This window comes from Pseudooceanicola aestuarii (genome assembly GCF_010614805.1).
Taxonomy (GTDB): Bacteria; Pseudomonadota; Alphaproteobacteria; order Rhodobacterales; family Rhodobacteraceae; genus Pseudooceanicola; species Pseudooceanicola aestuarii.
In genome coordinates, this window is the sequence record NZ_JAAFZC010000001.1 from 1627952 (window position 1) to 1653016 (window position 25065).

28 protein-coding genes and 1 riboswitch are annotated in these 25065 nt (G+C 66.4%); of the genes, 16 read left to right on the plus strand and 12 right to left on the minus strand.

What is annotated here, in order from left to right:
* Positions 1–43 precede the first annotated feature (43 nt).
* From G5A46_RS07695 to G5A46_RS07730, 8 genes are all read left to right on the plus strand, one after another.
* Positions 44–721, plus strand: coding sequence for a ceramidase domain-containing protein (locus tag G5A46_RS07695; RefSeq protein ID WP_163848800.1), 678 nt, complete (start codon positions 44–46; stop codon positions 719–721).
* A 14-nt stretch (positions 722–735) separates the two neighbouring features.
* Positions 736–1023 carry an Asp-tRNA(Asn)/Glu-tRNA(Gln) amidotransferase subunit GatC gene (gene gatC / locus G5A46_RS07700; protein ID WP_163848802.1) on the plus strand — a complete coding sequence of 96 codons (288 nt, stop codon included), beginning with the start codon at positions 736–738 and terminating at the stop codon, positions 1021–1023.
* Positions 1023–2507 carry an Asp-tRNA(Asn)/Glu-tRNA(Gln) amidotransferase subunit GatA gene (gene gatA / locus G5A46_RS07705; protein ID WP_163848804.1) on the plus strand — a complete coding sequence of 495 codons (1485 nt, stop codon included), beginning with the start codon at positions 1023–1025 and terminating at the stop codon, positions 2505–2507. The genes gatC and gatA overlap by 1 nt, the downstream gene beginning before the upstream one ends.
* 67 nt (positions 2508–2574) lie before the next feature.
* Positions 2575–3348 (plus strand): hypothetical protein, encoded by a 774-nt coding sequence (locus G5A46_RS07710; protein WP_163848806.1) that lies wholly within the window; start codon positions 2575–2577, stop codon positions 3346–3348.
* A 7-nt stretch (positions 3349–3355) separates the two neighbouring features.
* Positions 3356–4069 (plus strand): N-acetylmuramoyl-L-alanine amidase, encoded by a 714-nt coding sequence (locus tag G5A46_RS07715; protein WP_239520663.1) that lies wholly within the window; start codon positions 3356–3358, stop codon positions 4067–4069.
* A 53-nt stretch (positions 4070–4122) separates the two neighbouring features.
* Positions 4123–4935 (plus strand): TIGR00282 family metallophosphoesterase, encoded by an 813-nt coding sequence (locus tag G5A46_RS07720; protein WP_163848808.1) that lies wholly within the window; start codon positions 4123–4125, stop codon positions 4933–4935.
* Between the two features lie 199 nt (positions 4936–5134).
* Positions 5135–6913 carry an SLC13 family permease gene (locus G5A46_RS07725; protein ID WP_163848810.1) on the plus strand — a complete coding sequence of 593 codons (1779 nt, stop codon included), beginning with the start codon at positions 5135–5137 and terminating at the stop codon, positions 6911–6913.
* A gap of 97 nt (positions 6914–7010) precedes the next feature.
* Positions 7011–7751, plus strand: a complete 741-nt coding sequence (locus tag G5A46_RS07730) for a YebC/PmpR family DNA-binding transcriptional regulator (protein ID WP_163848812.1) — start codon at positions 7011–7013, stop codon at positions 7749–7751.
* Between the two features lie 364 nt (positions 7752–8115).
* Here G5A46_RS07730 and G5A46_RS07735 read toward each other — a convergent pair whose 3' ends face one another.
* Positions 8116–9573, minus strand: a complete 1458-nt coding sequence (locus G5A46_RS07735) for an MORN repeat-containing protein (RefSeq protein WP_204318713.1) — start codon at positions 9571–9573, stop codon at positions 8116–8118.
* Positions 9574–9703: 130 nt separating this feature from the next.
* Between G5A46_RS07735 and G5A46_RS07740 the strand changes: the two genes are divergently transcribed.
* Both G5A46_RS07740 and G5A46_RS07745 read left to right on the plus strand, forming a co-directional pair.
* The gene (locus tag G5A46_RS07740; protein ID WP_163848815.1) at positions 9704–11362 is read left to right on the plus strand and encodes an NAD+ synthase; all 1659 of its coding nucleotides are present in this window, start codon (positions 9704–9706) and stop codon (positions 11360–11362) included.
* A gap of 7 nt (positions 11363–11369) precedes the next feature.
* Positions 11370–11855, plus strand: coding sequence for an NAD(P)H-dependent oxidoreductase (locus G5A46_RS07745; protein WP_163848817.1), 486 nt, complete (start codon positions 11370–11372; stop codon positions 11853–11855).
* Positions 11856–11905: 50 nt separating this feature from the next.
* On the opposite strand, the gene G5A46_RS07750 is transcribed toward G5A46_RS07745, so the two are convergent.
* Positions 11906–12295, minus strand: a complete 390-nt coding sequence (locus G5A46_RS07750) for a metallopeptidase family protein (protein ID WP_163848819.1) — start codon at positions 12293–12295, stop codon at positions 11906–11908.
* A 136-nt stretch (positions 12296–12431) separates the two neighbouring features.
* On the opposite strand from G5A46_RS07750, the gene wrbA reads away from it, so the two are divergent.
* On the plus strand, positions 12432–13031 hold the full coding sequence (gene wrbA, locus G5A46_RS07755) for an NAD(P)H:quinone oxidoreductase (protein ID WP_163848821.1): 600 nt from the start codon (positions 12432–12434) through the stop codon (positions 13029–13031).
* A gap of 249 nt (positions 13032–13280) precedes the next feature.
* Here wrbA and G5A46_RS07760 read toward each other — a convergent pair whose 3' ends face one another.
* The gene (locus G5A46_RS07760) at positions 13281–13979 is read right to left on the minus strand and encodes a response regulator (RefSeq protein WP_163848823.1); all 699 of its coding nucleotides are present in this window, start codon (positions 13977–13979) and stop codon (positions 13281–13283) included.
* 191 nt (positions 13980–14170) lie between these two features.
* Here G5A46_RS07760 and mce point away from each other — a divergent pair, with 191 nt between their 5' ends.
* Together mce and G5A46_RS07770 are read left to right on the plus strand one after the other, a co-directional pair.
* Entirely contained in the window at positions 14171–14575 is a 405-nt protein-coding gene (mce, locus tag G5A46_RS07765) for a methylmalonyl-CoA epimerase (RefSeq protein WP_163848824.1), read from the plus strand.
* Positions 14575–14853, plus strand: a complete 279-nt coding sequence (locus G5A46_RS07770) for a DUF1467 family protein (protein ID WP_163848827.1) — start codon at positions 14575–14577, stop codon at positions 14851–14853. The genes mce and G5A46_RS07770 overlap by 1 nt, the downstream gene beginning before the upstream one ends.
* Positions 14854–14876: 23 nt before the next feature.
* On the opposite strand, the gene G5A46_RS07775 is transcribed toward G5A46_RS07770, so the two are convergent.
* From G5A46_RS07775 to G5A46_RS07785, 3 genes are all read right to left on the minus strand, one after another.
* Positions 14877–15593: an EI24 domain-containing protein gene (locus G5A46_RS07775; protein ID WP_239520665.1), complete on the minus strand. Its 717-nt coding sequence runs from the start codon at positions 15591–15593 to the stop codon at positions 14877–14879.
* The gene (locus tag G5A46_RS07780; RefSeq protein ID WP_163848829.1) at positions 15578–16156 is read right to left on the minus strand and encodes a nitroreductase family protein; all 579 of its coding nucleotides are present in this window, start codon (positions 16154–16156) and stop codon (positions 15578–15580) included. Before G5A46_RS07780 ends, G5A46_RS07775 begins: the two co-directional genes overlap by 16 nt.
* A gap of 199 nt (positions 16157–16355) precedes the next feature.
* Complete coding sequence (locus G5A46_RS07785; RefSeq protein WP_163848831.1) at positions 16356–17495, minus strand: class II histone deacetylase; 1140 nt, start codon at positions 17493–17495, stop codon at positions 16356–16358.
* A gap of 100 nt (positions 17496–17595) precedes the next feature.
* On the opposite strand from G5A46_RS07785, the gene G5A46_RS07790 reads away from it, so the two are divergent.
* On the plus strand, positions 17596–17859 hold the full coding sequence (locus tag G5A46_RS07790; RefSeq protein ID WP_163848833.1) for a DUF167 domain-containing protein: 264 nt from the start codon (positions 17596–17598) through the stop codon (positions 17857–17859).
* 3 nt (positions 17860–17862) lie between these two features.
* Here the strand turns inward: G5A46_RS07790 and G5A46_RS07795 are convergent, their stop codons facing one another.
* Entirely contained in the window at positions 17863–18105 is a 243-nt protein-coding gene (locus tag G5A46_RS07795) for a hypothetical protein (RefSeq protein ID WP_163848834.1), read from the minus strand.
* Positions 18106–18243: 138 nt separating this feature from the next.
* On the opposite strand from G5A46_RS07795, the gene G5A46_RS07800 reads away from it, so the two are divergent.
* Positions 18244–18951, plus strand: a complete 708-nt coding sequence (locus G5A46_RS07800; protein WP_163848836.1) for a M48 family metallopeptidase — start codon at positions 18244–18246, stop codon at positions 18949–18951.
* 480 nt (positions 18952–19431) lie between these two features.
* On the opposite strand, the gene G5A46_RS07805 is transcribed toward G5A46_RS07800, so the two are convergent.
* The 5 genes from G5A46_RS07805 to G5A46_RS07825 all read right to left on the minus strand — a co-directional run bounded on the left by G5A46_RS07805 (position 19432) and on the right by G5A46_RS07825 (position 22539).
* Positions 19432–19866 (minus strand): 6,7-dimethyl-8-ribityllumazine synthase, encoded by a 435-nt coding sequence (locus tag G5A46_RS07805; protein ID WP_163848838.1) that lies wholly within the window; start codon positions 19864–19866, stop codon positions 19432–19434.
* A gap of 75 nt (positions 19867–19941) precedes the next feature.
* Positions 19942–20090, minus strand: a riboswitch (FMN riboswitch).
* Between the two features lie 53 nt (positions 20091–20143).
* Positions 20144–20719, minus strand: a complete 576-nt coding sequence (locus G5A46_RS07810) for a cob(I)yrinic acid a,c-diamide adenosyltransferase (protein ID WP_163848840.1) — start codon at positions 20717–20719, stop codon at positions 20144–20146.
* A 2-nt stretch (positions 20720–20721) separates the two neighbouring features.
* A complete protein-coding gene (locus G5A46_RS07815) occupies positions 20722–20919 on the minus strand; it encodes a twin transmembrane helix small protein (protein ID WP_163848842.1) in 198 nt (65 codons plus the stop codon).
* Positions 20920–21005: 86 nt separating this feature from the next.
* Entirely contained in the window at positions 21006–21845 is an 840-nt protein-coding gene (locus G5A46_RS07820; protein WP_163848844.1) for an SDR family NAD(P)-dependent oxidoreductase, read from the minus strand.
* Between the two features lie 133 nt (positions 21846–21978).
* Complete coding sequence (locus G5A46_RS07825) at positions 21979–22539, minus strand: SH3 domain-containing protein (protein ID WP_163848846.1); 561 nt, start codon at positions 22537–22539, stop codon at positions 21979–21981.
* 167 nt (positions 22540–22706) lie between these two features.
* On the opposite strand from G5A46_RS07825, the gene G5A46_RS07830 reads away from it, so the two are divergent.
* Positions 22707–25016: a DNA topoisomerase IV subunit A gene (locus G5A46_RS07830; protein WP_163848848.1), complete on the plus strand. Its 2310-nt coding sequence runs from the start codon at positions 22707–22709 to the stop codon at positions 25014–25016.
* Positions 25017–25065 lie beyond the last annotated feature (49 nt).

The window sequence follows — 25065 nt, forward strand, 5'->3', positions numbered from 1 at the left end:
TGTGTCGGGGCAAAGGTAGCAGAGAGACCGGGGGAGAAAAGGCATGGACTGGACCGCGCAGGTGGATGGCTATTGCGAGCGGATGGCGCCGGGCCTCTGGGCGGAGCCCTGGAATGCCGTGACCAACCTGGCCTTCATCGTCGCCGCCGTCATCATGTGGCGCCGCTGTCGGGGGATGCCGATGGGGCAGGGGCTGGCGGCTGTGCTGTTCATGATCGGCCTCGGCTCGGGCCTGTTCCACACGTTGGCGACCCGCTGGGCGGGGGTGGCGGACGTGCTGCCGATCCTGGGGTTTGTGCTGCTGTACATCTTTGCCGCGAATCGCGATTTCTGGCGGCTGCGGGTCTGGCCCGCGTTGATACTGACGGTGCTCTATATTCCCTACACCGCCACGCTGGCGCCGGTGTTCGCCCAGGTTCCGGGGATCGGCAACTCGGCGGCCTATGCGCCGCTGCCGGTGCTCATCCTCGTCTATGCGGCGTTGTTGTTCCGCCGCGCGCCGGAACTGGCGCGGGGTTTGGCGATTGGCGCGGGCCTTCTAATCCTGTCGATCGCGGCGCGGGCGGCGGATGGTCCGACCTGTGCGGCGACGGCGGGGCAGGGGACGCATTTCCTGTGGCACCTGCTGAATGCGCTGATGCTGGGCTGGATGATCGAGGTCTGGCGGCGCCACGCCTTGCAGCAGGGCCAAGGCGGCGCTAAACCCGTGCGCGATCACTGACCCGAGAGGCATCCATGTCGATTGACCAGAGCACCGCCGCGCGCGTGGCCCACCTTGCCCGTATCAAGGTGGAGGAGAGCGACCTTCCCGCATTGGCCGAGGAGTTCAACCGCATCCTCGGGTTCATCGAGCAGCTGAACGAGGTGGATGTCGAGGGCGTGGAGCCCATGACCTCCGTCAGCCCGATGCGGCTGAAGCGGCGCGAGGACGTCGTGACCGCCGGTGGCCATGCCGCCGAGGTTCTGGCCAACGCCCCCGACGCCCGCGAAGGGTTCTTTGCCGTGCCGAAAGTGGTGGAATGATGACTGACCTGAACAAGCTGACCATTGCCGAGGCCCGCGACGCGCTGCGCCGGGGCGACGTGACCTCCACCGCCCTGACGGAGGCCTGCCTGACCGCGATCGAAGGCGCCGCCACGCTGAATGCCTTTGTCCACCGCACGCCCGATATCGCGCTGGAGCGGGCCCGCGCCGCCGATGCGCGGCTGGCCGGGGGCGATGCGCCCGCCATGTGCGGCATCCCGGTGGGGATCAAGGATCTGTTCTGCACCAAGGGCGTTGCCTCGCAGGCGGGCAGCCGGATTCTCGAAGGGTTCCGCCCCGAATACGAATCCACCGTCAGCCAGAACCTGGCCGATGATGGTGCCGTCATGTTGGGGAAACTCAACATGGACGAATTCGCCATGGGATCGTCGAACGAGACGTCGGTTTATGGCAACGCGGTCAACCCGTGGAAACGTGAGGACGGCACCGACCTGACGCCCGGCGGTTCCTCCGGTGGCTCTGCCGCTGCGGTGGCGGCGGATCTGTGCCTTGCCGCGACGGGCACCGATACCGGCGGCTCGATCCGCCAGCCTGCCGCCTTTACCGGCACCGTGGGGATCAAGCCGACCTATGGCCGCTGCTCCCGCTGGGGTGTCGTGGCGTTTGCCTCGTCGCTGGATCAGGCCGGGCCGATGACCAAGACGGTGCGCGATGCGGCGATCATGCTGGAAAGCATGTGCTCCCACGATCCGATGGATTCGACCTCGGCCGATATTCCCGTTCCCGATTTCGAGGCGATGCTGACCGGCGACATCAAGGGCAAGACCATCGGCATTCCGCGCGAATACCGTCTGGATGGCATGCCTGCGGAGATCGACCAGTTGTGGACCCGTGGCAAGGAGATGCTGGCCGATGCGGGGGCGAAGATCGTCGATATCTCGCTGCCGCATACGAAATACGCGCTGCCCGCCTATTACGTCATCGCCCCGGCAGAGGCATCGTCGAACCTGGCGCGCTACGACGGGGTGAAATACGGCCACCGCGCCAAGCTGGCGGCTGGTGACGGCATCAATGACATGTATGAAAAGACCCGCGCCGAAGGCTTCGGCGCCGAGGTTCAGCGCCGTGTCATGGTCGGTACCTACGTGCTGTCGGCGGGGTTCTATGACGCCTATTACAACCGTGCCCGCAAGGTCCGCACTCTGATCAAGAAGGATTTCGACGATGCCTTCGCCCAGGGTGTCGAGGCGATCCTGACCCCGGCCACCCCCTCGCCCGCGTTCGGGCTGGGGGAGATGGCGGATGCCGATCCGGTGCAGATGTACCTGAACGACGTCTTCACCGTGACGGTGAACCTGGCCGGTCTGCCCGGCATCGCGGTGCCGGCGGGACTGGACGCGCAGGGCCTGCCGCTGGGCCTGCAACTGATCGGGCGCCCCTGGGAAGAGGGCGAGTTGCTGAACACCGCCTATGCCCTGGAAGCCGCCGCCGGCTTTGTGGCGAAGCCCGGAAAATGGTGGTAGGGGCAAGCGACGCAACAGCCATAACCCCCGCGCGATGCGGCGCGGGGACAGGACAAGGGTCAGCACCATGCGCGCATTTCTGATCGGCTTCTCCCTTGCGGGCCTGGCGGCCTGCCAGCCTGCCGTGCCCGATAGCGCGGCCGGGGTCGGCTTTGGCAATTACGACAGCTACCGGCAGTCCCGCGAAACGCAATTGCAGGGCGGTACGGCGCCCGGTGTCAGTATCGTCGGCCCGGCCGTCTCGACCACGCCGCTGGACGCGACCGGCGGCGCCGTGGCGCGGACGCAGACCCCCGCCACGACGGCGACCGCGACGGGGGATTCGGACGCCGCGCAGCTGGCGCGAGACACCCAGGCGGCGCTTGCGGCCTCCAATGCCAATAGCGGCGAGGCGCCGCTGAACGCCAGCCCGTCCAATCCCGCGCCCGAGGCGGTGAATTCCCTTGGCATCAGCCGGGAGAACGATTTCAGCGCCGTGGATGCGCAACGCTCCATCGAGAACGACGCCGAGCGGATCGCCCGCAACCGCGCGCAATACGAACAGGTCGCCGCCACGGATCTGCCGCCGCGCACCGAATCCGGCCCAAATATCGTGGCCTATGCACTGAAAACGACCCATCCGCAGGGCAAGATGATGCACCGGCGCGGTGCTTTTGCCTCCATCCCGCGCGCGGAACGGAACTGCGCGAAATACCCTTCGCCCGATCTGGCGCAATCGGAATTTCTCAGCCGGGGGGGACCGGAACGCGACCGGCTGAACCTGGACCCCGATGGCGACGGCTACGCCTGTTCCTGGGATCCGCGCCCGTTCCGGAAGGCCGCGGCGCAGGCGGAGGACTGATCGCCGCATGGGCGTGACGCCGCGCTGGCAGGCCTCGCCCAATGTCGGGGACAGGCGCGGGGGCGCGCGCCCCGATATCGTGGTCCTGCACCATACCGCCATGAATACTGCGGAGGCCGCGTTGCAGCGCCTCTGCGATCCCGGCCCCCCCGGTGATCTCTCCCCCGTCTCCTGCCATTATCTGATCGCCGAGGATGGGCGCCTGTGGCAGATGGTCAGGGAAGATGCCCGTGCCTGGCATGCCGGGGCAGGGCAATGGGGCGATGTGGTGGATGTGAATTCCCGATCCATCGGGGTGGAGCTGGCGAACCCCTCATCTCACCCCTTTCCCGAGCCGCAGATGCAGGTGCTGGAGGCGCTGCTGGCCGAGGTTCTGGCGCGGTGGTCGATTCCGCCGGAACGGGTGATCGGTCATTCTGACATGGCCCCCCTGCGCAAGGTCGATCCCGGCCCCCGGTTCGACTGGCGGCGATTGGCGCGGCTGGGCCTGTCCGTCTGGCCCGATATCGCGCCGGTCGATCCTGGCGATGGCGCGGACCCGTCGGCCCTGACGGCGGATCTGCGCCGGTTCGGCTATCGCATTCCCCAGGGCGCGACCGAGGAGGCGGTGCTGGGCGCCTTTCGCCTGCGGTTCAACCCTGCCGGTCGCGGTGGCCCGACCGCGCGGGAGGCGGCGCTGGCCCGCGCCCTGGCCACCCGTTTTCCGGCCGCCGAGGGCTAGCCACGCCCGCATCGCCCTTGCGCCGGACGGCGTTGGGGCATACGGATTTCTGCATGAGAATTTTGTTCCTCGGCGATGTGATGGGGCGTGCCGGACGGCACGCTGTGTCAGAGAAGCTTCCCGCCCTTCGGGAGGCGTGGAAACTGGATTTTGTGGTCGTCAACGGCGAGAACGCCAGCAACGGCGCGGGGCTGACCGGCGATCACGCCAAGCTGCTGCTGGAGGCGGGCGCCGATTGCGTCACGCTGGGCGATCACGCCTTTGACCAGCGCGACATGCTGCAATTCATCGGCACGGAGCCGCGTGTGATCCGCCCGGTGAACTTCGCCAAGGATGCGCCGGGCCGTGGCTTTCGGGTGTTCGACGCCCCCGGCGGGCGCAAGGTGCTGGTGGCGCAGATCCTGGGCCAGGTGTTCATGAAACGCCCCTTCGACGATCCGTTTTCGGGGATCGAGCCGGTGCTGAAGTCCCATCCGCCCGGCGGCATGGTGCAGGCCGCGATCATCGATGTGCATTGCGAGGCGACCTCTGAAAAGATGGCCATGGGTCATTGGTGCGACGGCCGCGCCAGCCTGGTGGTCGGCACCCACACCCATGTGCCCACCGCCGATGCGCAGATCCTGGACAAGGGCACCGCCTACCTGACGGATGCCGGCATGTGCGGCGATTACGACAGCGTCATCGGCATGGAAAAGGGAGAGCCGATGCGGCGTTTCGTGACCGGGATGCCCAAGGGCCGGTTCACCCCCGCAGCGGGAGCGGCCACGCTGTCCGGTGTCTATATCGAGACGGATGACCGCACCGGCCGCGCCACCCGTGTGGAAATGGTGCGCCAGGGCGGACGCCTGGCCCAGGCCGGTCCCTGACCGGCAACACCACCCGGTTGTACGGCCGGGCCTGCGGGCCATTGCCGCCTTGCCCGTCGGCCGGGCAACCCGGTGCCGGCCCGCTCACCCGCGCGGCGTCCTGCCGGCGTCATGTCATCCCGCGCTTGCCCCGACGCGGGCGCTTTGACTAGATATCCCCCACGAAGCCCCAGCCCGAAGTCCGAAGGCGATACGCAACATGCCGTTTCTAGAAATCGGCGCCACCGGCCAGGCGGTTCTGGCCATCGGTGTCGTGGTGATCATGTTCATCCTGTTCGTGCGGGAATACTACCCGACCGAAGTCGTCGCCATCGCCGGGGTCAGCCTGATGCTGGCCCTGGGCCTGCTGCCCTATGACAAGGGGCTGGCGGTGCTGTCGAACCCCGCGCCCTGGACCATCGCGGCTATGTTCATCGTGATGGGCGCGCTGGTACGTACTGGCGCGCTGGAGGAATTCACCCGCTCCACCGAACGGCTGGCCGAGCGCAGTCCCGGCCTGGCGGTGCTGTCCTTGCTGATCTTCGTGGTTTTCTGCTCCGCCATCGTGTCCAACACGCCGGTGGTGGTGGTGATGATCCCGGTGTTCGTTCAACTGGCACGGAAGCTGAACGTCGTGCCATCGCGTCTGCTGATGCCGCTGTCCTATGCCGCGATCATGGGCGGTACGCTGACCCTGATCGGCACCTCGACCAATTTGCTGGTGGACGGCGTGGCGCGCAGCCAGGGGCTTGAACCGTTTTCCATTTTCGAGGTGACGCCGATCGGGCTGGTGGTGGTGGCCTGGGGCGCGCTCTACCTCGGAGTGCTGGGGCCCTGGATCCTGCCGCGCCGGACGTCCATGGCCTCCATGCTGTCGGACCGGTCCAAGATGAAGTTCTTCACGGAGGCGGTGATCCCCCCCGACAGCAATCTGATCGACCGCGAAGTTCAGGGCGTGCAGTTGTTCAAACGCGAAGGCGTGCGCCTGATCGACGTCGTACGCGGCGACGAATCGCTGCGCCACGACCTGGAAGGGGTGAAGCTTCAGGTGGGGGACCGCGTGGTTCTGCGCAGCCAGATCACCGAATTGCTGTCCCTGCAACGCGACAAGAGCCTGAAGCGCGTCGACCAGATCTCCGCCGTGGAGACGACGACGGTCGAAGCGCTGATCACCCCGGGCTGCAAGATGGTCGGGCGGTCTCTCGGCTCCATGCGGTTGCGGCGGCGCTACGGCGTCTATGCGCTTGCGGTACACCGGCGCAATCAGAACATCGGCCGCCAGCTCGAAGACCTGGTGGTCCGCGTCGGCGATACCCTGCTGCTGGAAGGCGCCCCGGAGGACATTCGCCGCCTGGCGCGGGAAATGGACATGGTCGACGTCGCTACCCCTACCGCGCGCGCCTATCGTCGCGAACATGCGCCTATCGCCATGATCGCGCTGTTGGCCATCGTGGCGCTGGCAGGATTCGGCGTGGCACCGATCTTTCTGCTGGCGGTGGTGGCGGTTGCGGTGGTGCTGATCACCCGTTGCATCGACGCGGACGAGGCTTTCGGCTTTGTCGATGGGCGCCTTCTGGCGCTGATCTTCTCCATGCTGGCGATCGGCGCGGCGCTGGAACATACCGGCGCGGTAACCCTCATCGCCGAGGGGCTGGCCCCCTGGCTGGCCGGGCTGCCGCCGTTCTTCGTGATCTGGGCGATATACCTGCTGACTTCGGTGTTGACCGAACTGGTATCCAACAACGCGGTGGCCGTGGTTGTCACCCCGATCGCCATCGGCATCGCCACGGCGACGGGATTGGATCCCCGGCCGCTGGTGATCGCGGTGATGATCGCCGCATCGGCCAGCTTTGCCACGCCCATCGGCTACCAGACGAACACTCTGATCTTCGGGCCGGGGGGGTACAAATTCTCGGATTTTCTGCGGGTGGGCATTCCGCTGAACCTGACCATGGGTCTGGTCGTCTCGGCCGCGATCCCGCTGATCTGGCCGATGTAGCCGCTGTGGCGGGACCGACCTTGCAACCGGGCTTGCAGGCCCGCCCGCGCCTGAATTAATAAGGCGCGACCAGAACGGACAAGGCGGAGAGATCGACATGGCAGGCCATTCAAAATGGGCGAACATCCAGCACCGCAAGGGGCGCCAGGATGCCGCGCGGTCGAAACTTTTTTCCAAGCTCTCGAAGGAGATCACGGTGGCCGCCAAGATGGGCGACCCCGACCCCGAAAAGAACCCCCGCCTGCGCCTCGCGGTAAAGGAGGCGAAATCGAACTCCGTGCCCAAGGACGTGATCGAACGCGCGATCAAGAAATCACAGGGCGGCGATGGCGATGAATACGAGGAAATCCGCTATGAGGGCTACGGCCCCAACGGCGTGGCGATCATTGTCGAGGCAATGACCGACAACCGCAACCGAACGGCGTCCAGCGTCCGCTCCACCTTCTCCAAGAACGGAGGGAACCTGGGTGAAACCGGCTCTGTCGGGTTCATGTTCGAACGCAAGGGAGAGGTCATCTACCCTTCTGATGCGGGCGACGCCGATACGGTGATGATGGCCGCGATCGAGGCGGGTGCCGAGGATGTCGACAGTTCCGAGGACGGACATATCATCTATTGCGCCGACACCGACCTGAATGACGTTTCCACCGCGCTGGAGGGGGAACTGGGCGAAAGCACCTCGACCAAGCTGATCTGGAAACCCGTCACCACCACGGAAATGGACCTGGAGAACATGCAGAAGCTGATGAAGCTGCTGGATGCGCTGGAAGACGACGACGACGTGCAGCGCGTTACCTCCAATTTCGAAGCCTCCGACGAGGTGATGGAACAGCTCTGATCCGACGGTTGCCGTTGCTGTGTGACGGGGCCCCCTTCGGGCGTGCAAGTACCGCCGCCGGAGGCATCGCCGCCACGGGCGGCGATCCACATGGCGCCCCTGCGGGGCGCCATCGCTGCGCGGCCGGTATTTTTCGCCCGAAGGCAACAAGGCGCCGCACCCGGAAGGGGGCCGGAAAGGCTTCCGAGCTGCGCCGCGATAGGCGCGGTATGGATTACCGGACTTCCCGACAAGCCGAGCTGGACAGGGCACCGGCAACCTGCTCGGGCGGGCGGAGCGGTGCCTGGCCGGGGTGCTGTCCGGCGGGCGGTGGCGGTTGGGGCGGACGCTTGGCCCATGCCCCGAAACCGTCTGCCCGAAGGTGTTATTCGCTCCCGGTGGGTTCGTCGGCGTCGGCCTCCGTCCCATCTTCGGCGCCGTCCACCTGTTCGTCCAGCACGCCGTTGGTCCAGTCGCCGGAGGCTGTTTCTCCGCTGGCGTAGGTCATCGTGCCGTCGCCCTGGCGCCGCCCGTCCTGGAACATGCCGCGATAGGTGTCGCCATTGGCGTAGGTGGCCATGCCCTCGCCCGAGATTTCACCATCCTGCCAGGCGCCTTCGTAGGAGAAGCCGTCGGGCATTGTGATCCGGCCCTGGCCGTGGCGCTGGCCGCCGGCGAAGTCGCCCTCGTAAACAGTGCCGTCCGGATAGGTGGCCTTCCCCTGGCCCTCGCGCTCGCCTTCGACCCAGTTGCCTTCGTAGGTGTAGCCGTCGTCATAGGTCATGACGCCAAAGCCATGGTTGCGCGCGTTCTTGAAATTTCCCTTGTAGGTCAGTCCGTTGGGGTAGGTGGCAGTGCCTTCGCCCTCGATCACGCCGGCGACCCATTGCCCTTCGTAGGTCGAGCCGTCGGGATAGGTGATCTTCCCCGTGCCATCAGCCAGATCGCCACTGAATGTGCCCACGTAGACGGAGCCGTCGGGATAGGTGACCGTGCCCTCGCCGGCGATCTGACCGTCGAGCCAGGCGCCCTCGTAGCGGTAGCCGTCGGTGCCGACAAAGGTACCCTGGCCGTGGCGCTTGTCGTCCTGGAATTCCCCGTCGTAGACGTCGCCATTGGCGTAGGTGACCTTGCCCTGGCCCTGGCGCTGACCCTCGGCCAGCTCGCCTTCGTAGATGTCGCCGTTGGGCTGGGTCAGGCGGCCGTTGCCGTTGATCTGCCCGTTCGACCAGGTGCCGGAATAGATCAGCCCGTCGGGCATGGTCAGGGTGCCTTCACCTTCCCGCTCGCCACGGGTGATGGCGCCCTCGTAGACGGCGCCGTCGGGATAGGTGATCTTGCCCTGGCCTTCCTTGACGCCGTTGACCCAATCGCCTTCGTAGACATAGCCCGACGGGCTTTCCATCGTGCCGCGCCCGTGGTGCATGGCATTGCGGAACCCACCTTCGTAGCGGACGTCGTTGGCGTAATTGGCCACGCCCTGGCCCATGATCTTGCCTTCGGCCCATTCCCCTTCGTAGGTGCCGCCGTCGGAGAACACGATCTTGCCGATGCCGTCCGGCTTGCCCTTGGCGAATTCGCCTTCGTAGACCGATCCGTTCGGGAACCGGGCGCGACCCTGGCCGCGGATCTCCCCCTCAACCCAGTCGCCGGTATATTCATATCCGTTGGGCAGCCGGTAGGTGCCGGTGCCATGTTGCAGCCCGTCCTGGAACGTGCCTTCGTAGATGCCCCCGTCGTCATATTGCTTGGTCTGGACCTGGCTGTTCTGCGACAGGACGGGGGTCGCGGTCAAAGCGGCCCAGAGGGCGGCCTGGATCAATGGTGTGGCGCGCGGTGCCATGGTCTCTCCCATCCCATGCTTTCGATCAAAACCTATGTGATGGCGCGTGGCCTCGCAACACCCCTTGGTGTTTCACCTTTTCCTTCATGCCGGGCGCCGGTAACACGGTCCTGATCCAAGGAGGCATGGCATGGCTGACAGTTTTCGCATCACGCTGGCACAACTGAACCCCGTCGTGGGCGATATCGCGGGCAATGCCGCCCAGGCCCGCGCCGCCTGGGAGGCCGGGCGTGACGCCGGGGCCGACCTGGTGGCCCTGACGGAAATGTTCATCACCGGCTACAACACGCAGGACCTGGTGGAAAAGCCGGTCTTTCATCAGACGGCCATCGCCGCGCTGGAGCAACTGGCGCGCGAATGTGCGGACGGACCGGCACTGGCCATCGGCGGGCCGCATGTCGAAGGGGCCTCTCTCTACAATGCGCTGTATATTCTCAAGGGCGGGCAGGTGACGCACCGTGCGTTGAAGCATAACCTGCCCAACGAGACGGTGTTCGACGAGGTTCGCATCTTTGACGCCGGCCCCTTGGGCGGGCCTTATGCGGTGGACGGCGTGCGCATCGGATCGCCTGTCTGCGAAGATGCCTGGCACCCGGAAGTCGCCGAAACGCTGGAGGAAACCGGCGCGGAATTCCTGCTGGTGCCCAACGGATCACCCTATTATCGCGGCAAGTTCGAGACCCGGTTGAACCACATGGTGGCCCGCGTGGTGGAGACGGGGCTGCCGCTGATCTACCTGAACATGGTGGGCGGTCAGGATGATCAGGTCTTTGACGGCGGCAGCTTCGCGCTGAACCCCGGCGGTGAGATTGCGATGCAGATGCCCGTGTTCGAAACCGGTCTGCGCCACATCGACCTGGTGCGCGGGGCCGAAGGTTGGCGCATCACCCCGCAGGAGATCACCGCCCATCCCGACGAATGGGAGCAGGATTACCGCGCCATGGTCCTGTCCCTGCGTGATTACCTGGGCAAGACAGGGTTTACCAAGGTGCTGCTGGGCCTGTCGGGGGGGATCGATTCGGCCATCGTGGCCACCATTGCCGCCGACGCCATCGGGCCACAGAACGTGCGCTGCGTGATGCTGCCGTCGGAATACACCTCCTCCGCCTCGCTGGAGGATGCGGAGGCCGTCGCTCGTGCCCTGGGCTGCCGCTACGATTACGTGCCCATCGCGCAGGGCCGGCAGGCGATCACCGCCACGCTGGCCCCGCTGTTCGAAGGCACCGAACCCGACCTGACCGAGGAAAACATCCAGTCCCGCCTGCGTGGGCTTCTGCTGATGGCGCTGTCCAACAAGTTCGGCGAGATGCTGCTGACCACCGGCAACAAGTCCGAAGTCGCGGTCGGCTATGCCACGATCTACGGCGACATGGCGGGCGGCTACAATCCGATCAAGGATCTTTACAAAACTCGCGTGTTCGAACAATGCCGCTGGCGCAATGCCAATCACCGGCCCTGGATGATGGCCACGGCGGGCGAGGTCATTCCCGCACGGGTGATTTCCAAGCCACCCTCGGCGGAGTTGCGGGAGGATCAGAAGGACAGTGATTCGCTGCCCGATTACCCGGTGCTGGACGCGATCCTGGAGATGCTGGTGGATCAGGATGCCTCTGTCGCGGATTGCGTGGCGGCGGGGCATGACGCGGATGTGGTGAAAAAGGTCGAGCGGCTGATCTATCTCAGCGAATACAAGCGTTTCCAATCCGCGCCCGGCACCCGGCTGACCAAGGGCGCCTTCTGGCTGGATCGGCGGTATCCCATCGTGAACCGCTGGCGCGATCCGGGCTAGGCTGGCCATGGCACGGTTGCTTGTCGTCTACCATTCGCGCACCGGCGGGGCGCGTCAGATGGCGCAAGCCGCCGCCTGCGCGGCGGAGGCGGAGGTCGAGACCGCGCTGATCGCAGCGCCGGAGGCCGGGCCGGAGGATCTGCTGGCCGCGAGCGGGTATCTCTTTTGCGCGCCCGAGAACCTGGCCGCGATCTCGGGCGTGATGAAGGATTTCTTCGATCGCAGCTATTACGAGGTGTTGGGCCGGATCGAGGGACGCCCCTATGCTCAGATGGTCTGCGCCGGGACCGACGGGTCGAATGCCGCCCGCCAGACCGCGCGAATCGCCACCGGCTGGCGCCTGCGGGAGGTGCAGCCGCCGCTGGTCATCTGCACCCATGCCGACACACGGGAAAAGATCATGGCGACCAAGCGGATCGGCGGCGAAGACCTGACCCGCTGTACCGAGCTGGGCGCGGCCCTGGGCGCCGGGCTTGCGATGGGCGCCTTTTAGCGCAGAGGCTGGGCATGGGGATGGGCCGGCCGGTCGGGATGACTTCGTGATCATTCCCACCAGCGGTCGATGCTGGCGATATCATCGTCGGACCAGCCGAAATGATGGGCGAATTCATGCACCGTCACATGGGCGATCAGCTCGTCCAGGGTGACATCGCCCCGATCGCGCCATTCGATCAGGATCGGTTTTCGAAACAGCCAGACCGTATCGGGGGCGACGGGGCCGTCCCAGACGGATTTGTCCGTCATTGCAATGCCTTCGTAGAGACCGGTCAGCTCCTCAGGGTGATCCATGCCCAGATCGCGCAACATGTCGGCTGCGGGCCAATCGGCAACGCGGATCAGCACGGCTTCTGCCGCGCGGCGAAAGGCATCGGGGAATTCGGCGACCACCGACCGGGCGATCGTCTCGAAATGGTCCAGCGAGGGGTCTGTCATGCGGGCCGTCCTCTTGGCAGGGGTCACACTTTTTGCTGTCCGCCCCGCCGTGCGCAGGCGCACAGGGTCTGAGCGGTGCAGTCCGGAACGAATTGCGACATGGATGCATTACATCCATGCCGAAAGGAGGCCAACCATGACCACCCCCAAGATCCTTGTCGCCTATTATTCCACCTATGGCACCAACCATGCCGTGGCCGACGAAGCCGCCCGCGCCGCGCGTGAGGCCGGCGCCGAAGTGCGTCTGCGCCGGTTCGCCGAGACCGCCCCCGAGGCTGTGGTGAACACACAGGATGCGTGGAAGGACCAACTGGCCGCCCACAGCGATATCCCTGACCTGAGCCATGACGATCTGGATTGGGCCGACGGCTACTTTTTCTCCATGCCGACGCGCTATGGCAATGTGCCCAGCCAGGTGCGCAGCTTCATCGATACCTGCGGGCCGATCTGGCAGGAAGGCAAGCTGGCGAACAAGGTTGTCACCGCGACTACCAGCGCCGGGAACGCCCATGGCGGGCAAGAAGCGACGATCCTGAGCTTTTACACCACCATCATGCATTGGGGATCGCTGATCGTGGCGCCGGGCTATACCGATCCTGCCGTGGGCGAGGCGGGGGGCAACCCCTACGGGACGTCGATCAAGGCAGGCGCCTTTGACGATGCGGGCCGTGCCGCCGTGGCGCATCAATCCCGCCGTTTGACCGAATTCGCCACGCGCCTGGTCGCCACCGCCTGAGCGCCGGTCAGGTCCGCCGGTTCGGCCTGCGGGCCTGATGCGCAGGCCTAATCCGCCGGCCTGGTCTCCCGGGCTGGCGTCCGGGTCCAGCACCACGATGCAACCGGAGCTGAGCGCCCCTCCCGCCCGTACGACGCCTGGCCCGTCTATCCCCCAAGTTTGGGCCCCAAAGATTGGGGCCCCGGATCGGGCAACCCCTTGCGCCACAGACCCGCCCTGCCCGATGCCGATCGGGTGGGGCGTTTGCGGTCAGATGAGGGGTTGCGTGGCAAGGCGATCCTCAAGGATGCGGTTCAGGCCGGCGATGTTGCGGGCTGCGCCGCTGTCAGGGCCGTTGCGGATGCGGCGCACCGCGTCGACCAGCGGAGCATCGCCGGAGCTGACGGCAACCCCCTCCAGAAACCGGCAGAGATATCCCAGGGTGCGCCGATCCGCATCGGGCAGCATCGCGGCAGCGCGTTCCATATCCTCCCGCAGGGCCAGCGGGTCAGGGTGAACAGGGCTGAGGCTCCCCGGAGTGGGGAGGGGCGTCTGCCATTCGACGGGCAGCAATCGCAGGACCTGGCGCTGGAACTCTGCCAGCCCGGCCACGGGTTTCGCCATGAAGGCATCCGCACCGGCCCGCAGCGCCGGAACGCGGCCCGCCGGGTCGCCCGAGATGGCGATTACCGCATGCGGGCGGGCGGGGGACGGTGCCAGGTCGACCAGCAGGTCCAGACCACTGCCGTCCGGCAGGCCCAGATCGACGATCAGAACCTGTGACCGGTAGGTCTGCAAGTGGCGGCGAGCCGATCGCAGGCAATCCGCCCTTCGGATCCGGGCACCGGATCGCAGGCACATCAGGCGCATCGCCTCGGCGGCGAAGCGGCTGTCCTCCACCACCAGGATGGTGAGGCCCAGCAACGGGCGGTCGGTGGTCGGACCCGGACGGGTGGCAAACAGATCCATGAATGCGGTTCCCTGGCTATGGTGGACCGAAGATGGCGCCGCCTCATCCTAGGCCACCGAGAGCTAACAGCCGGTAAACGCCGCCACGATTTCCTGCCTCTCGCGCCTGCGGCCGGGCTGCGTCAGTCCGGCCTGTTGCGCGCCCCCTCCCGCGGCGTCATAACCATGCCGAACAGAAGGAGGCCCATGCCATGATCGGACGTCTGAACCACGTCGCCATCGCCGTCCCGGATCTTCAGGCCGCGGCGGACCAATACCGCACCGCGTTGGGGGCGCAGGTCGGCGCGCCGCAGGACGAACCTGATCACGGGGTCACGGTGATTTTCATCGAATTGCCCAACACCAAGATCGAACTGCTGTATCCGCTGGGCGAAAACTCTCCGATTCAGGGCTTTCTGGACAAGAACCCGGCCGGCGGTATCCACCATATCTGCTACGAGGTGGAGGACATCCTGGCCGCCCGCGATCATCTGCAATCCACCGGCGCCCGCGTGCTGGGCAGCGGAGAGCCCAAGATCGGCGCCCATGGCAAGCCGGTGCTGTTCCTGCATCCCAAGGATTTCAACGGCTGCCTGGTCGAGCTGGAGCAGGTCTGATGGGCATCACCTCGGCGATTGTCCTTTATGCGGTGATCTGGTTCATGACCCTGCTGTGCGTGGTGCCCGTGGGGCTACGCACCCAGGCGGACGAGGGTCACGTCACCCCCGGCACCCAATCCGGCGCGCCGGAGGTGCATCACCTGAAGCTCAAGCTCTGGATCACCACCGGGATCGCGACGCTGCTGTTCGCGATCATCGCCGGGATCATCATGTCCGGGTGGATCACCATACGTGACCTGGACTGGTTCAACCGGATGGCAACGCCGCAGGGGTAGGGCCTGCATGCGGCACCCTCCGCCTATCGGCGGGAGGTCTCGCGCAGGGTCAGGCGGTGGTAGATATGGGTGAACGTCGCGGCGCCCAGGATCGGGATCACCAGGTTCAGCAGCGGTACCGATAGCGGAATCGCCATCAGCACACCCGCCGCCCAGATCGTGGGCATGTGGCGACGGCGCAGGGCACGGGCGCTGTCGCGCCCCTCGCGGCGCATGGCGGCGAGGGTGAAATATTCCCGGCCAAGCAGGAACCCGTTCAGACCCCAGAAGATGAACAGCGCCACGGGTGCCAGAAAGATATAGAGCAGCAGCGCCACCAGGTTGGCGGCGATGATCACCCCCAGGAACCCCAGCGTATCGCTGATCTGCGTGGACAGCGGGATGCGCAGGGCCGGAGGCAGGTGGGGGTAATGCCGGTCCTCCACCGCCTGCGCCACGTCATCCAGAAACATCGATGTTATCGCGGACGCGACGGGCACCATCAGGAAAACCGACAGGAAGAGCATCACGAGGATGCCGGTGATGGACACCAGGTCGTCCAGCCATTGCACCTTCCCGATCAGCGGGATCACCGCCTCTTCGCCCATGGTCCATTGCACCAGCAGCAGGAACCCGGCATAGCTGGCGATCAGCAGGGCGAGGGTCAGGCCGACGCCCAGCAGCAGGACGCGGCGGAATCGCGGGTCACCGATCTGCGAGAGGGCGGCGCGGAACGCCGCGAGGATCACGCCGACAGCCACGTGGTGATCCTGTCCAGGTCGGGGCGCGGGCGTTCCGGCGGCACCATGCGTTCGGTACCGATATGGATCAGGCCGGCGACTTCCTCGGGGGCGGTGACCTCCAGCCCTTCGCGCAGGAAATCCGCGTCATGCACGGGCCAGCCGGTCAGCCAGTTCGCGCCCCAGCCCGCCGCCAGCGCTGCGTTCAGCAACGCCAGGCAGACGGCCCCGGCGGAGTAGCGTTGTTCGACCAGCGGGATCTTAGGGCTGTCCTGGGGGGAGAAGATCACCGCCACGGCCAGGTTGCCCTGATCATATTGCGCACGGCCCTTGGCGATCTGTTCCTCGTCCAGCTTCAGCGCGCGACCGCGGGTTTCGGCCAGATCCGCCAGCCGGGCAAAGGCCGCGCCCTGGATGACGATCAGGCGCCAGGGCTCCAGCTTGCCATGGTCGGGGCTGCGGGCGGCGGCGGTCAGGATCGGCGTCAGCTCCTGCGCCGTGGGCACCGGCGGGATCAGCGTCTTGGCCGGTCGGGACCGTCGGGTTAGCAGGAATTCCAGCGCGGCGGGGTTGGGATCGGGCATGGGACACTCCGTCAGGGACGGGCGATATGTCGGCCCTGCGGCGCGGCGGGTCAAGGGGCGGTCCCGATCCGGGGCGGCGGTGCGGGCGCCGGGATGGGATCGGGGGCGCACAAGGCCGGGGCAAGGCAGGAGCAAGAGCCGGCGCCGGGAGCAGCGGCAAGCATGGGCGGCGCGGTCCCGAGGGGGGTGCCCGCGCCGATCAGGCCCTGTCGGGTGGCGGCGCAGCGGGCGGATCGGACAGCAGGACGGCGGCCATCTCTCCGATCAGGCCGCGAATGAAGGTATCGGCCTGCGCGTTGGGCTGGCGTGTCGCCACCGTCGCGGCCATCGGGTCCGGCGCCCGCCGGTCCGAGCCTGACAGTTCCTCCAGCACCCGGTGGCCGCAGAACGGCACGTAGGCCTCGGAATAGCCGCCTTCGTGCACCATCACCAGCTTGCCGTCGCAATGGGCCTCGGCGGCGTCCATCATCTGGCGGGTCATCAGGCCAAAGGTCTGGGCGGTACACAGCATCCGCGCGATCGGGTCGAAGATCCCGGCGTCGAAACCGCAGGCGACGATGATCAGCTCGGGCTGGAACCGGTCCAGCGCCGGGCGCACGATCCGTTCCATCGCCTCAAGGTAGCCGACATGGCCGACGCCGGGCGGCAGCGGCACGTTGATGTTGAAGCCCAGCCCCTTGCCGCGCCCCCGGTCGGTGATGTCCCCGGTGTCCAGCGGGTAATTGTATTCCTGGTGAACGGAAATCGTCAGCACGTCGTCCCGGTCATAGAAAATCTGTTCGGTCCCATTGCCGTGATGCACGTCCCAATCCACCACCGCGATGCGTCCCGCGAGCCCCTTGGCCTGCGCGGCCTCGACCGCCAGGGCGATATTGGCCAACAGGCAGAACCCGTTGGGCCAGTCCGGCAGGCAATGGTGCCCCGGCGGGCGCGACAGGGCATAGGCGTTGGCGACGCTGCCACGCAGCACGTCCTCCACCGCGCGGATCGCCAGCCCTGCGGACAGGCGGGCGATCTCGTAGCCGTCCTTGGCAAAGGGGGTGCGCAGGCCCAGCTCTCCGCCGCCGGCCTCCGACATCTCCTTGAAGGTGGAGAGATAGGGCGCGGGGTGCACGCGCAGCAGGTCATCATCACTGGCGGCGGGGGCGTGCCGCATCTCCAGATCAGCAGTGATGCCGGTGACCTCCATCAGATTGCGCAGGCGGCGCTTTGTCTCCGGGTGTTCGGGCAGGCCGCCGGCGGCCATGGGTTGCACCAGCCCGCCCACCGGCATTGTCAGGGCGTAGTTTCCCCCGGTGTGCCAAAAGCACCGTTCGTCCCAGTAGAACCCCGTTGACATCGCGTCGCCTCCCCGATTTCAGTCGCGACAGACTGACCGCAGCCGGACGGCACCGCAACCCGTCGCACCGTCCCCCTGGCAAAAAGGCCCGGCCCCCGCGATGGCAAGACACTTGCCCGACCTCTCCGCCCTGGCACGCCCCGGCGCCACGATTGCCGTGCGGGTCACGCCACGCGCCGCCAGCAATCAGGTGACGGTACAGGATGGCGCGATCCGCGTGCGGGTCACCACGGTGCCGGAGGCTGGGCGCGCCAATGCGGCGGTGGTCAAGCTGTTGGCCCGCTGCCTGGGCGTGCCGAAATCCGCGCTGGTGCTGGAACAGGGCCAAACGGCGCGGGACAAGGTGTTCAGGATCGCGGAATAGGCGCTAACCTTCGGGTGTGAGCACCCGTCGGTAGCTGCCCTCGGGCAGGTCCAGCGCCAGTCCCAGGTCGTCCAGCTGACTGGGTGACAGGGTGATGCGGATCACCTGGTCGGTGCGCGGGTCATATTGTTCGACGGTGATACAATCCTCGAAGGCGTTGATCACCACGTCTTCCTGAAGATGCGGCCCGGCCTCGTCCACGAGGGTGATCACGGTCGAGTCGAATTCGTGTTCGATGGTAAACATGACCCCAGCGTAGAAGCCGGACGCGCCCGCGTCATCCTTTAATGCGCGGGTCTTGATGGGCGTGCGAGATTGCGGGCTGCCGCCGCGCAACGGGGATGCTATTCTGCCGCGAACATCAGCTTTCGAGAGGCCGCAGGCATGAGATGGACAGGGGGTGCGCTGATCGCGGCGGGGCTGGCGCTGGCGGGCTGTGCCGCGCCGATGCAGGCGCCGCCGCGCCCGCAGGTGCCTGTCGCCAACGACAGTCCAGCGCTTTCGGCAGAGGCGGCGGTGCGCCAGTTCACCAGCGTCGTCCGCACGGTGGAGCCGGTGGCCGAACGCAATTGCCGTACAACGGCACCGGCGGCCGATTGCGATTTCCAGATCGTGGTGGATGATCGTCCCGGCCAGGGGGTAAACGCGTTTCAGACCTTGGACAGCACCGGCCGACCGGTCCTCGCCTTCACGCTGGGGTTGATCGCGGATGTGCGCAACCCGGACGAGCTGGCCTTTGTCATGAGCCACGAGGCGGCGCATCACATCCTGGCCCATCTGGACCGCCAGCGCGTGAACGCCACCGCCGGGGCCGAGGTGTTTGGCGGGTGGGCCGCCGCTACCGGCGTGTCCGGCGCGGGGGTCGAGCTGGCGACCCGTATCGGCGCCGCACTGGGGGCGCGCAGCTATTCCAAGCAATTCGAACTGGAGGCCGATGCCCTGGGGGCCCGTATCGCCCAATCCGCCGGTTATGACGCGGTGCGCGGTGCCCGCTACTTTACCCGCATTCCCGATCCCGGGGACAGGTTCCTGGGCACGCATCCGCCGAACGGGGACCGCATGGAAACCGTGCGCCGTGCGGTGGGGGGATAGGCGCTGCGGCAAGCTTGAAGAATTTTCGCAAAAACGCCATTGCGAAAATCGCAATCCTGTCGCAGGATGATCCTGTCGCCCCGCGAAAGGAGCCACCATGACCGCCCCGCGCCGATCCTGTAACCCGCCCCGACCTGCAGACCCTTGTTCTGCACAGCAGCAAGAAGGTGGGCACAGTGTGGCCATCGCCGAGAGAATGCCCCAGACGCAGAGAGCGGAGCCGCCCTGGCAAATGCAGGAGCGGCATAGACAGATCTTTCTGCGGGTGCTGGCCGATCAGCTTGGATCCGACATCGCCGTTGTCATGGGCAGCAGTACCGCCGCCCCGGTTCATGCCGATCTGGCCGGTGCGACGGTCCGAGGCCGCGGGGGCTGATCCTTTCGCCCGGTATCGCGCCGCCGGCTCCGTCCCGCCATGCCCCGGTTCTGTAACCTGTCCGGCGAAGCCGATCGGGCAGGGGCGCGCGGCTGCGGTTCGGCTCAGGCCGCGATGGCCGCGCGGGTCCGCCCGATGCTGAGCGCGGCCTGCGCCGCCTCTTCCCCTTTCTGCACGAAATGGGCGCGGAAGATCGCGTCGTGATGCGCCGTCTCCTGATATTGGTGCGGCGTCAGCGAGACGGAGAGCACGGGCACTCCGGTATCCATCCCGGCGCGCATCAGCCCCTCGACCACCGCGGCCGCGACGAAATCGTGGCGGTAGATCCCGCCGTCCACCACGAACGCGGCACAGGCGATGGCGGCATAGCGGCCCGTCGCCGCCAGATCCCGCGCGACCAGCGGCATTTCGAACGCGCCGGGCACATCGTAGACATCCACCTGTTCGGCCGGAATGATCCTGAGAAACCCGTCAAGCGCGCGGTCCACGATGTCGGAATGCCAATTGGCTTTGACGAAGGCATATCGGGCAAGTGTCAATGTGATCTCCTTTCATGACTGACACGTCACCCAAGGCGATCACGGGCAAAACGCTCCCGCTTTGCGGGAACGAATGCTCGTTCTCTTTCATCCGGACTATGACCGTCGGCCCAGGAATTGCACCTGATCTGCTGACCCCCGCACCGGTGGCGCGGGGCGCTCGCGGGCTTGCGGACCTGCCGCTTACCGCCGGTGGGGAATTTCGCCCCGCCCTGAGAACGATCACAGGATGGCCCATCCGGCAGGTGGCGGCAAGGGGGACGCGGCGTTGCGCTGATCAGTCGCGATTGGCGCCGGGCACCCACAGCACGTCACCCGCCCCGCCGTCATTGGCCAGACGGGAGGCGACGAAGAACCAGTCTGACAGGCGGTTGAGGTATTTCACCGCCGCCGGGTTGCAGCCCTCTTCGGCCATCAGGGCGACCGCCAGCCGTTCGGCCCGCCGTGAGACGGTGCGGCACAGGTGCAGATGGGCGGCAAGCGCCGACCCGCCCGGCAGGACAAAACTGCGCAACGGCGAAAGATTGGCGTTCATGGTGTCGATTTCCGCTTCCAGCCGCGCCACCTGGGCGGGGGTGGCACGCAATGGCGGGTATTCGGCGGCGGCGTCCTGGTCCATCCCGGGGCGGCAAAGGTCGGCGCCCAGGTCGAACAGGTCGTTCTGGATGCGCGCCAGGGCGGCATCCATCTCCCCATCCGCATGCAGCCGGGCCAGGCCCAGCGTCGCGTTGGTTTCATCGACAGTGCCGTAGGCCTCCACCCGAAGGGAGGGTTTGGGCACCCGCGTGCCATCGCCCAGGGCGGTCTCTCCGCCATCGCCGGTGCGGGTATAGATCTTGGACAGAACAACCATGGTCAGCCTCCGCTTCTCATCCATACGAAGAACAGCACCAACACCACGGCCACGAATTGCGCGGCGATGCGCAGCTGCATGATCTTGTTGGATTTCTTTCCGTCCACGCCGCGTGCGAAGCCGCCGATCCCGAACATCAGGATGACGGCGACGGACAGAACGGCGGCGATCGCGACCAGGAACAGGGGATCATTGGCCATCGGCGGCTCCTTTTCGTTGCTGCGCTAGATGTAGCGGTCCGGCGGGCAAATGCGAACGGGTCTTTTGCGCGCAGGGGGGGGCGCGCTCAGGCGCTGCGGGTGATGCGGTCCAGAATCCGGGCTGGCAGCACCCGGCGCATCACGGCGGCGCCCCAGGTCGGCACGGTCACGAAATAGCGCGGCCGGGGGCGCGGGGCATCCAGCGCGCGGATCAGGGCGCGAGTCACGGCCTCGGGCCCCAGCTCGAACCGTTGCGGTTTGCCCGCGTCCCCACGTTTGTAAAGCGTATCCAGCAGGTTGGCGCGGTATTGCTCCTCACGGGCGGAGTTTTCCCAATCGACCCAGGCTTCAAAGGCCCGGATCGCGTTCTTGCGGAAATCGGTGGCGATGGGGCCCGGCTCGATCAGGATGACGTAAATGCCGGTCCCCGCCATCTCGAGGCGCAGCGTATCGCTCAGCCCTTCCATCGCGAATTTGGAGGCAACATAGGCGCCCCGCCAGGGCGCCGCGACCAGCCCCAGCACGGAGGAGCAATTGACGATGCGCCCGGCCCCCTGCGCGCGCATCACCGGGATCACCATGTTGGTCAACTCGTGCGGGCCCAGGAAATTGGCCTCGAATTGGGCGCGCATGGCGTCGCGTGTGATGTCCTCGGTCGGGCCGGGGATGGCGAAGGCGCCATTGTTGAACAGGGCGTCCAGGGTGCCGCCGGTGGTCGCCAGCACCTGGTCCAATCCGGCGCGCAGGCTTTCGCTGTCGGCGTAGTCCATGCGAACGGCGTCAAAACCATCGTCGCGCAACCGGTCCACATCCGTCGCTTGGCGGGCGGTGGCAAAGACCCGCCAGCCCTGCGCGCGCAACCCGTGGGCGGCATCGCGCCCGATACCCGAGGAACAGCCGGTGATGAGAATGGAACGTTCTGTCATCGGCGAAACCTGCCCGTCCGGCGCCGCCAGCACAAGAGGTATGCTTGGGGGCGTTCGGGCCGGGGAAGGGGGGCGTGCGGGGGCCCGTCCCGCCCGTGGCCTCGGGGGGATGGGCGGCGGGGCGATCAGCCGATCAATTCGACGCCGTGACAAGCCAGTCGGCCATCCAGCCGATGCGCCCGCCGTCGATCACCCGCAGTTTCACCCAGCCGTTGCCCGGCTCTTGCAGGATCTCGACGTCCTGGCCCTCGCGCAGGCTGGCCATGACGGAATAGCGCGTGCCGGGACCGCTGCGCATGTTCACCCGCGAACCGGCCACCTGACGGATATCTGCGGCGGGTTCTGCCTGGACCGGGGCGCGGGCCTGTTCCAGCGCCTGCGCAATCTCGGGCGACAGCGAGGCCTTGGTCACCACGACCAGCGGCAGGTCGGCAACGGCCGGAGAGGGCGCCGGGGCGGTGGCCGTCTCGGTGTCGGCGGGCTTGTCGGGGACGCGCATCTTGCCGGTCTGGCTGGCCGTCGCCGCAGTGTCGGACGCGACGGCAGAGCGGGTGGAGACGATCGGCGCGGCGGAGACGGGTTCAGCGGCAGTGGCGGAAAAGGTCGTTTCAGCCGGATCGAACTCCGCGCCACCGCTGACCTCGTAAAAGGCCCAGCCCAGGAAAAAAGTCGTGACAACCAGGAATTTCTTCATGACCGGATCACCTCTCAAAAAATACGGTTTGCCCTGTTGGCAAGAAAACGCTCATCCTCGTGAATGGTTCCTTGATACGCTGATTCTCCGGGCAGGACGGGGAAGGTTTTGTGACGGAAACGGAGTGTCTTCTTTACGCCGACAATCGCCACGGATATCAGCAGCCCATGACCGACAACCCCGACACCCCCAGCCTGGGCAAAGGCGAACTGGCAGAACCGCTGCGCCGTGCCATCGGCGACCGATATCTGACCTACGCCCTGTCCACGATCATGCACCGGGCCCTGCCTGACGCCCGTGACGGGCTGAAGCCGGTGCACCGGCGCATCATGTTCGCCATGCGAGAGCTGAAGCTGGCGCCCTCGGGCCGGTTCCGCAAATCGTCCAAGATCTCGGGCGATGTGATGGGCAATTACCACCCCCATGGTGATCAGGCGATCTATGATGCGATGGCCCGGTTGGCGCAGGACTTCAACATGCGCTACCCGCTGGTCGACGGGCAGGGCAACTTCGGCAATATCGATGGAGACAACCCGGCGGCCTCCCGGTACACGGAGGCGCGGCTGACCTTCATCGCCGAGGCGATGATGGAGGGGCTGGATGAAGATGCCGTTGATTTCCGGGATAATTACGACGGCACGCTGACGGAACCTGCCGTGCTTCCGGCGGCGTTTCCCAATCTGCTGGCCAATGGCGCCTCGGGGATCGCGGTGGGGATGGCGACGAATATCCCGCCCCATAACGCAAGTGAACTGATCGGCGCCTGCCTGCACCTGATCAAGACGCCCGATGCGCGCGACGATACGCTGCTGCAATACGTGCCCGGCCCCGATTTTCCCACCGGCGGTGTGCTGGTGGAGAGCCCGGAAAACATCGCCCGCGCCTACAGCACCGGCCGGGGGGCCTTCCGTCTGCGCGCCCGCTGGGAGATCGAGGAACTGCCGCGCGGCCAATGGCAGATCGTGGTGACGGAGATCCCGTTCCAGGTGCAGAAATCGCGCCTGATCGAAAAGATCGCCGAGCTGATCCAGACCAAGAAGACTCCGATTCTTGCCGATATCCGCGACGAAAGCACCGATGACGTGCGCATGGTTCTGGAACCCCGCTCCAAGACGGTGGACCCTGAGGTTCTGATGAACCTGTTGTTCCGCAATTCGGAGCTGGAGGTCCGGTTCTCGCTGAACATGAACGTGCTGGTGGATGGGGTCACGCCCAAGGTCTGCTCGCTCAAGGAGGTGCTGCGCGCCTTCCTCGATCACCGGCAGGAGGTTCTGCTGCGCCGGTCGCGGCACCGGCTGGGCAAGATCGACCGCCGTCTGGAAATTCTGGAGGGGCTGATTACCGCCTTCCTGAACCTGGATCGCGTGATTGATATCATCCGCTATGACGACGATCCCAAGGCGGCGCTGATGGCGGAGGATTGGTCGAAGAAGCGGGCGCGCGCGGCGGAGGAATCGGCCTATGTCTCGCCTCTCGGGCTGGATAGCGAAGGGGAGCTGACGGAGCTTCAGACCGAGGCGATCCTGAACATGCGCCTGCGGTCGCTGCGGCGGCTGGAGGAAATGGAACTGGTCTCGGAACGCGACCGGCTGATGGCCGAACGTGCCGAGATCGAAGACCTGCTGGACAACCCCGAAGTGCAATGGTCGCGCATCGCCGACCAACTGAAGGAAACGCGCAAGGCCTTGGGCAAGGATTACGAATTCGGTGCCCGCCGCACCCTGATCGAGGCGGCGGCCGAGGCCGAGGACGTGCCTCTGGAAGCCATGATCGAGAAGGAGCCGGTGACCATCGTCTGTTCGCGCATGGGCTGGATTCGGGCGATGAAGGGCCATGTGGACCTGACCCAGGCGTTCAAGTTCAAGGACGGCGACGAGGGGCAATTCGCGTTCCATGCGGAAACGACCGACAAGATCCTGGTCTTTGCCTCCAACGGGCGGATCTATACGCTGCTGGCGTCCAACCTGCCGGGCGGGCGCGGCATGGGCGAACCGCTGCGCCTGATGGTCGATCTGCCCAACGAGGCGGAGATCGTGGAGATGCGCATTCACGCGCCGGGCGGTCGGCTGATCGTCGCCTCCTCGGCCGGGGATGGCTTCATCGTGGCAGAGGGCGAGGTTCTGGCCCAGACCCGCAGCGGCAAACAGGTCCTGAACGTGCGCGATGGCGTGCGGGCGATGATCTGCAAGCCGGTGCAGGGCGATCACGTCGCCGTGGTGGGGGAAAATCGCAAGGTTCTGGTCTTCCCGCTGGACGAGTTGCCCGAGATGGGCCGGGGCAAGGGCGTTCGGTTGCAGAAATACAAGGACGGCGGCCTGTCCGACCTGCGCACCCTGACCCTGGTGGACGGTCTGTCCTGGCACGATCCCGCCGGGCGCACCCGGACAGAGGCCGACCTGTCCGAATGGCTGGGCAAGCGTGCCACGGCCGGACGCATGGCGCCGCGCGGGTTCCCGCGAGACAACAAGTTCACCTGATGCCCTGCGCCTGCCGGTCCTGGCAGGCGATTCTGCCTGATGGGGCCTC

What these genes read in the sequence shown, in the direction of transcription:
- G5A46_RS07740 (WP_163848815.1), top strand. Translation starts at nt 9,704, where the DNA reads ATGGCTGACAGTTTTCGCATCACGCTGGCACAACTGAACCCCGTCGTG.
- G5A46_RS07815 (WP_163848842.1), bottom strand. Translation starts at nt 20,919, where the DNA reads ATGGCCAATGATCCCCTGTTCCTGGTCGCGATCGCCGCCGTTCTGTCC.
- G5A46_RS07795 (WP_163848834.1), bottom strand. Translation starts at nt 18,105, where the DNA reads ATGTTTACCATCGAACACGAATTCGACTCGACCGTGATCACCCTCGTG.
- G5A46_RS07745 (WP_163848817.1), top strand. Translation starts at nt 11,370, where the DNA reads ATGGCACGGTTGCTTGTCGTCTACCATTCGCGCACCGGCGGGGCGCGT.
- G5A46_RS07695 (WP_163848800.1), top strand. Translation starts at nt 44, where the DNA reads ATGGACTGGACCGCGCAGGTGGATGGCTATTGCGAGCGGATGGCGCCG.
- G5A46_RS07780 (WP_163848829.1), bottom strand. Translation starts at nt 16,156, where the DNA reads ATGCCCGATCCCAACCCCGCCGCGCTGGAATTCCTGCTAACCCGACGG.
- gatA (WP_163848804.1), top strand. Translation starts at nt 1,023, where the DNA reads ATGACTGACCTGAACAAGCTGACCATTGCCGAGGCCCGCGACGCGCTG.
- G5A46_RS07810 (WP_163848840.1), bottom strand. Translation starts at nt 20,719, where the DNA reads ATGGTTGTTCTGTCCAAGATCTATACCCGCACCGGCGATGGCGGAGAG.
- G5A46_RS07735 (WP_204318713.1), bottom strand. Translation starts at nt 9,573, where the DNA reads ATGGCACCGCGCGCCACACCATTGATCCAGGCCGCCCTCTGGGCCGCT.
- mce (WP_163848824.1), top strand. Translation starts at nt 14,171, where the DNA reads ATGATCGGACGTCTGAACCACGTCGCCATCGCCGTCCCGGATCTTCAG.
- G5A46_RS07710 (WP_163848806.1), top strand. Translation starts at nt 2,575, where the DNA reads ATGCGCGCATTTCTGATCGGCTTCTCCCTTGCGGGCCTGGCGGCCTGC.
- G5A46_RS07790 (WP_163848833.1), top strand. Translation starts at nt 17,596, where the DNA reads ATGGCAAGACACTTGCCCGACCTCTCCGCCCTGGCACGCCCCGGCGCC.
- G5A46_RS07725 (WP_163848810.1), top strand. Translation starts at nt 5,135, where the DNA reads ATGCCGTTTCTAGAAATCGGCGCCACCGGCCAGGCGGTTCTGGCCATC.
- G5A46_RS07715 (WP_239520663.1), top strand. Translation starts at nt 3,356, where the DNA reads ATGGGCGTGACGCCGCGCTGGCAGGCCTCGCCCAATGTCGGGGACAGG.
- gatC (WP_163848802.1), top strand. Translation starts at nt 736, where the DNA reads ATGTCGATTGACCAGAGCACCGCCGCGCGCGTGGCCCACCTTGCCCGT.
- G5A46_RS07820 (WP_163848844.1), bottom strand. Translation starts at nt 21,845, where the DNA reads ATGACAGAACGTTCCATTCTCATCACCGGCTGTTCCTCGGGTATCGGG.
- G5A46_RS07800 (WP_163848836.1), top strand. Translation starts at nt 18,244, where the DNA reads ATGAGATGGACAGGGGGTGCGCTGATCGCGGCGGGGCTGGCGCTGGCG.
- wrbA (WP_163848821.1), top strand. Translation starts at nt 12,432, where the DNA reads ATGACCACCCCCAAGATCCTTGTCGCCTATTATTCCACCTATGGCACC.
- G5A46_RS07830 (WP_163848848.1), top strand. Translation starts at nt 22,707, where the DNA reads ATGACCGACAACCCCGACACCCCCAGCCTGGGCAAAGGCGAACTGGCA.
- G5A46_RS07785 (WP_163848831.1), bottom strand. Translation starts at nt 17,495, where the DNA reads ATGTCAACGGGGTTCTACTGGGACGAACGGTGCTTTTGGCACACCGGG.
- G5A46_RS07730 (WP_163848812.1), top strand. Translation starts at nt 7,011, where the DNA reads ATGGCAGGCCATTCAAAATGGGCGAACATCCAGCACCGCAAGGGGCGC.
- G5A46_RS07720 (WP_163848808.1), top strand. Translation starts at nt 4,123, where the DNA reads ATGAGAATTTTGTTCCTCGGCGATGTGATGGGGCGTGCCGGACGGCAC.
- G5A46_RS07760 (WP_163848823.1), bottom strand. Translation starts at nt 13,979, where the DNA reads ATGGATCTGTTTGCCACCCGTCCGGGTCCGACCACCGACCGCCCGTTG.
- G5A46_RS07825 (WP_163848846.1), bottom strand. Translation starts at nt 22,539, where the DNA reads ATGAAGAAATTCCTGGTTGTCACGACTTTTTTCCTGGGCTGGGCCTTT.
- G5A46_RS07770 (WP_163848827.1), top strand. Translation starts at nt 14,575, where the DNA reads ATGGGCATCACCTCGGCGATTGTCCTTTATGCGGTGATCTGGTTCATG.
- G5A46_RS07750 (WP_163848819.1), bottom strand. Translation starts at nt 12,295, where the DNA reads ATGACAGACCCCTCGCTGGACCATTTCGAGACGATCGCCCGGTCGGTG.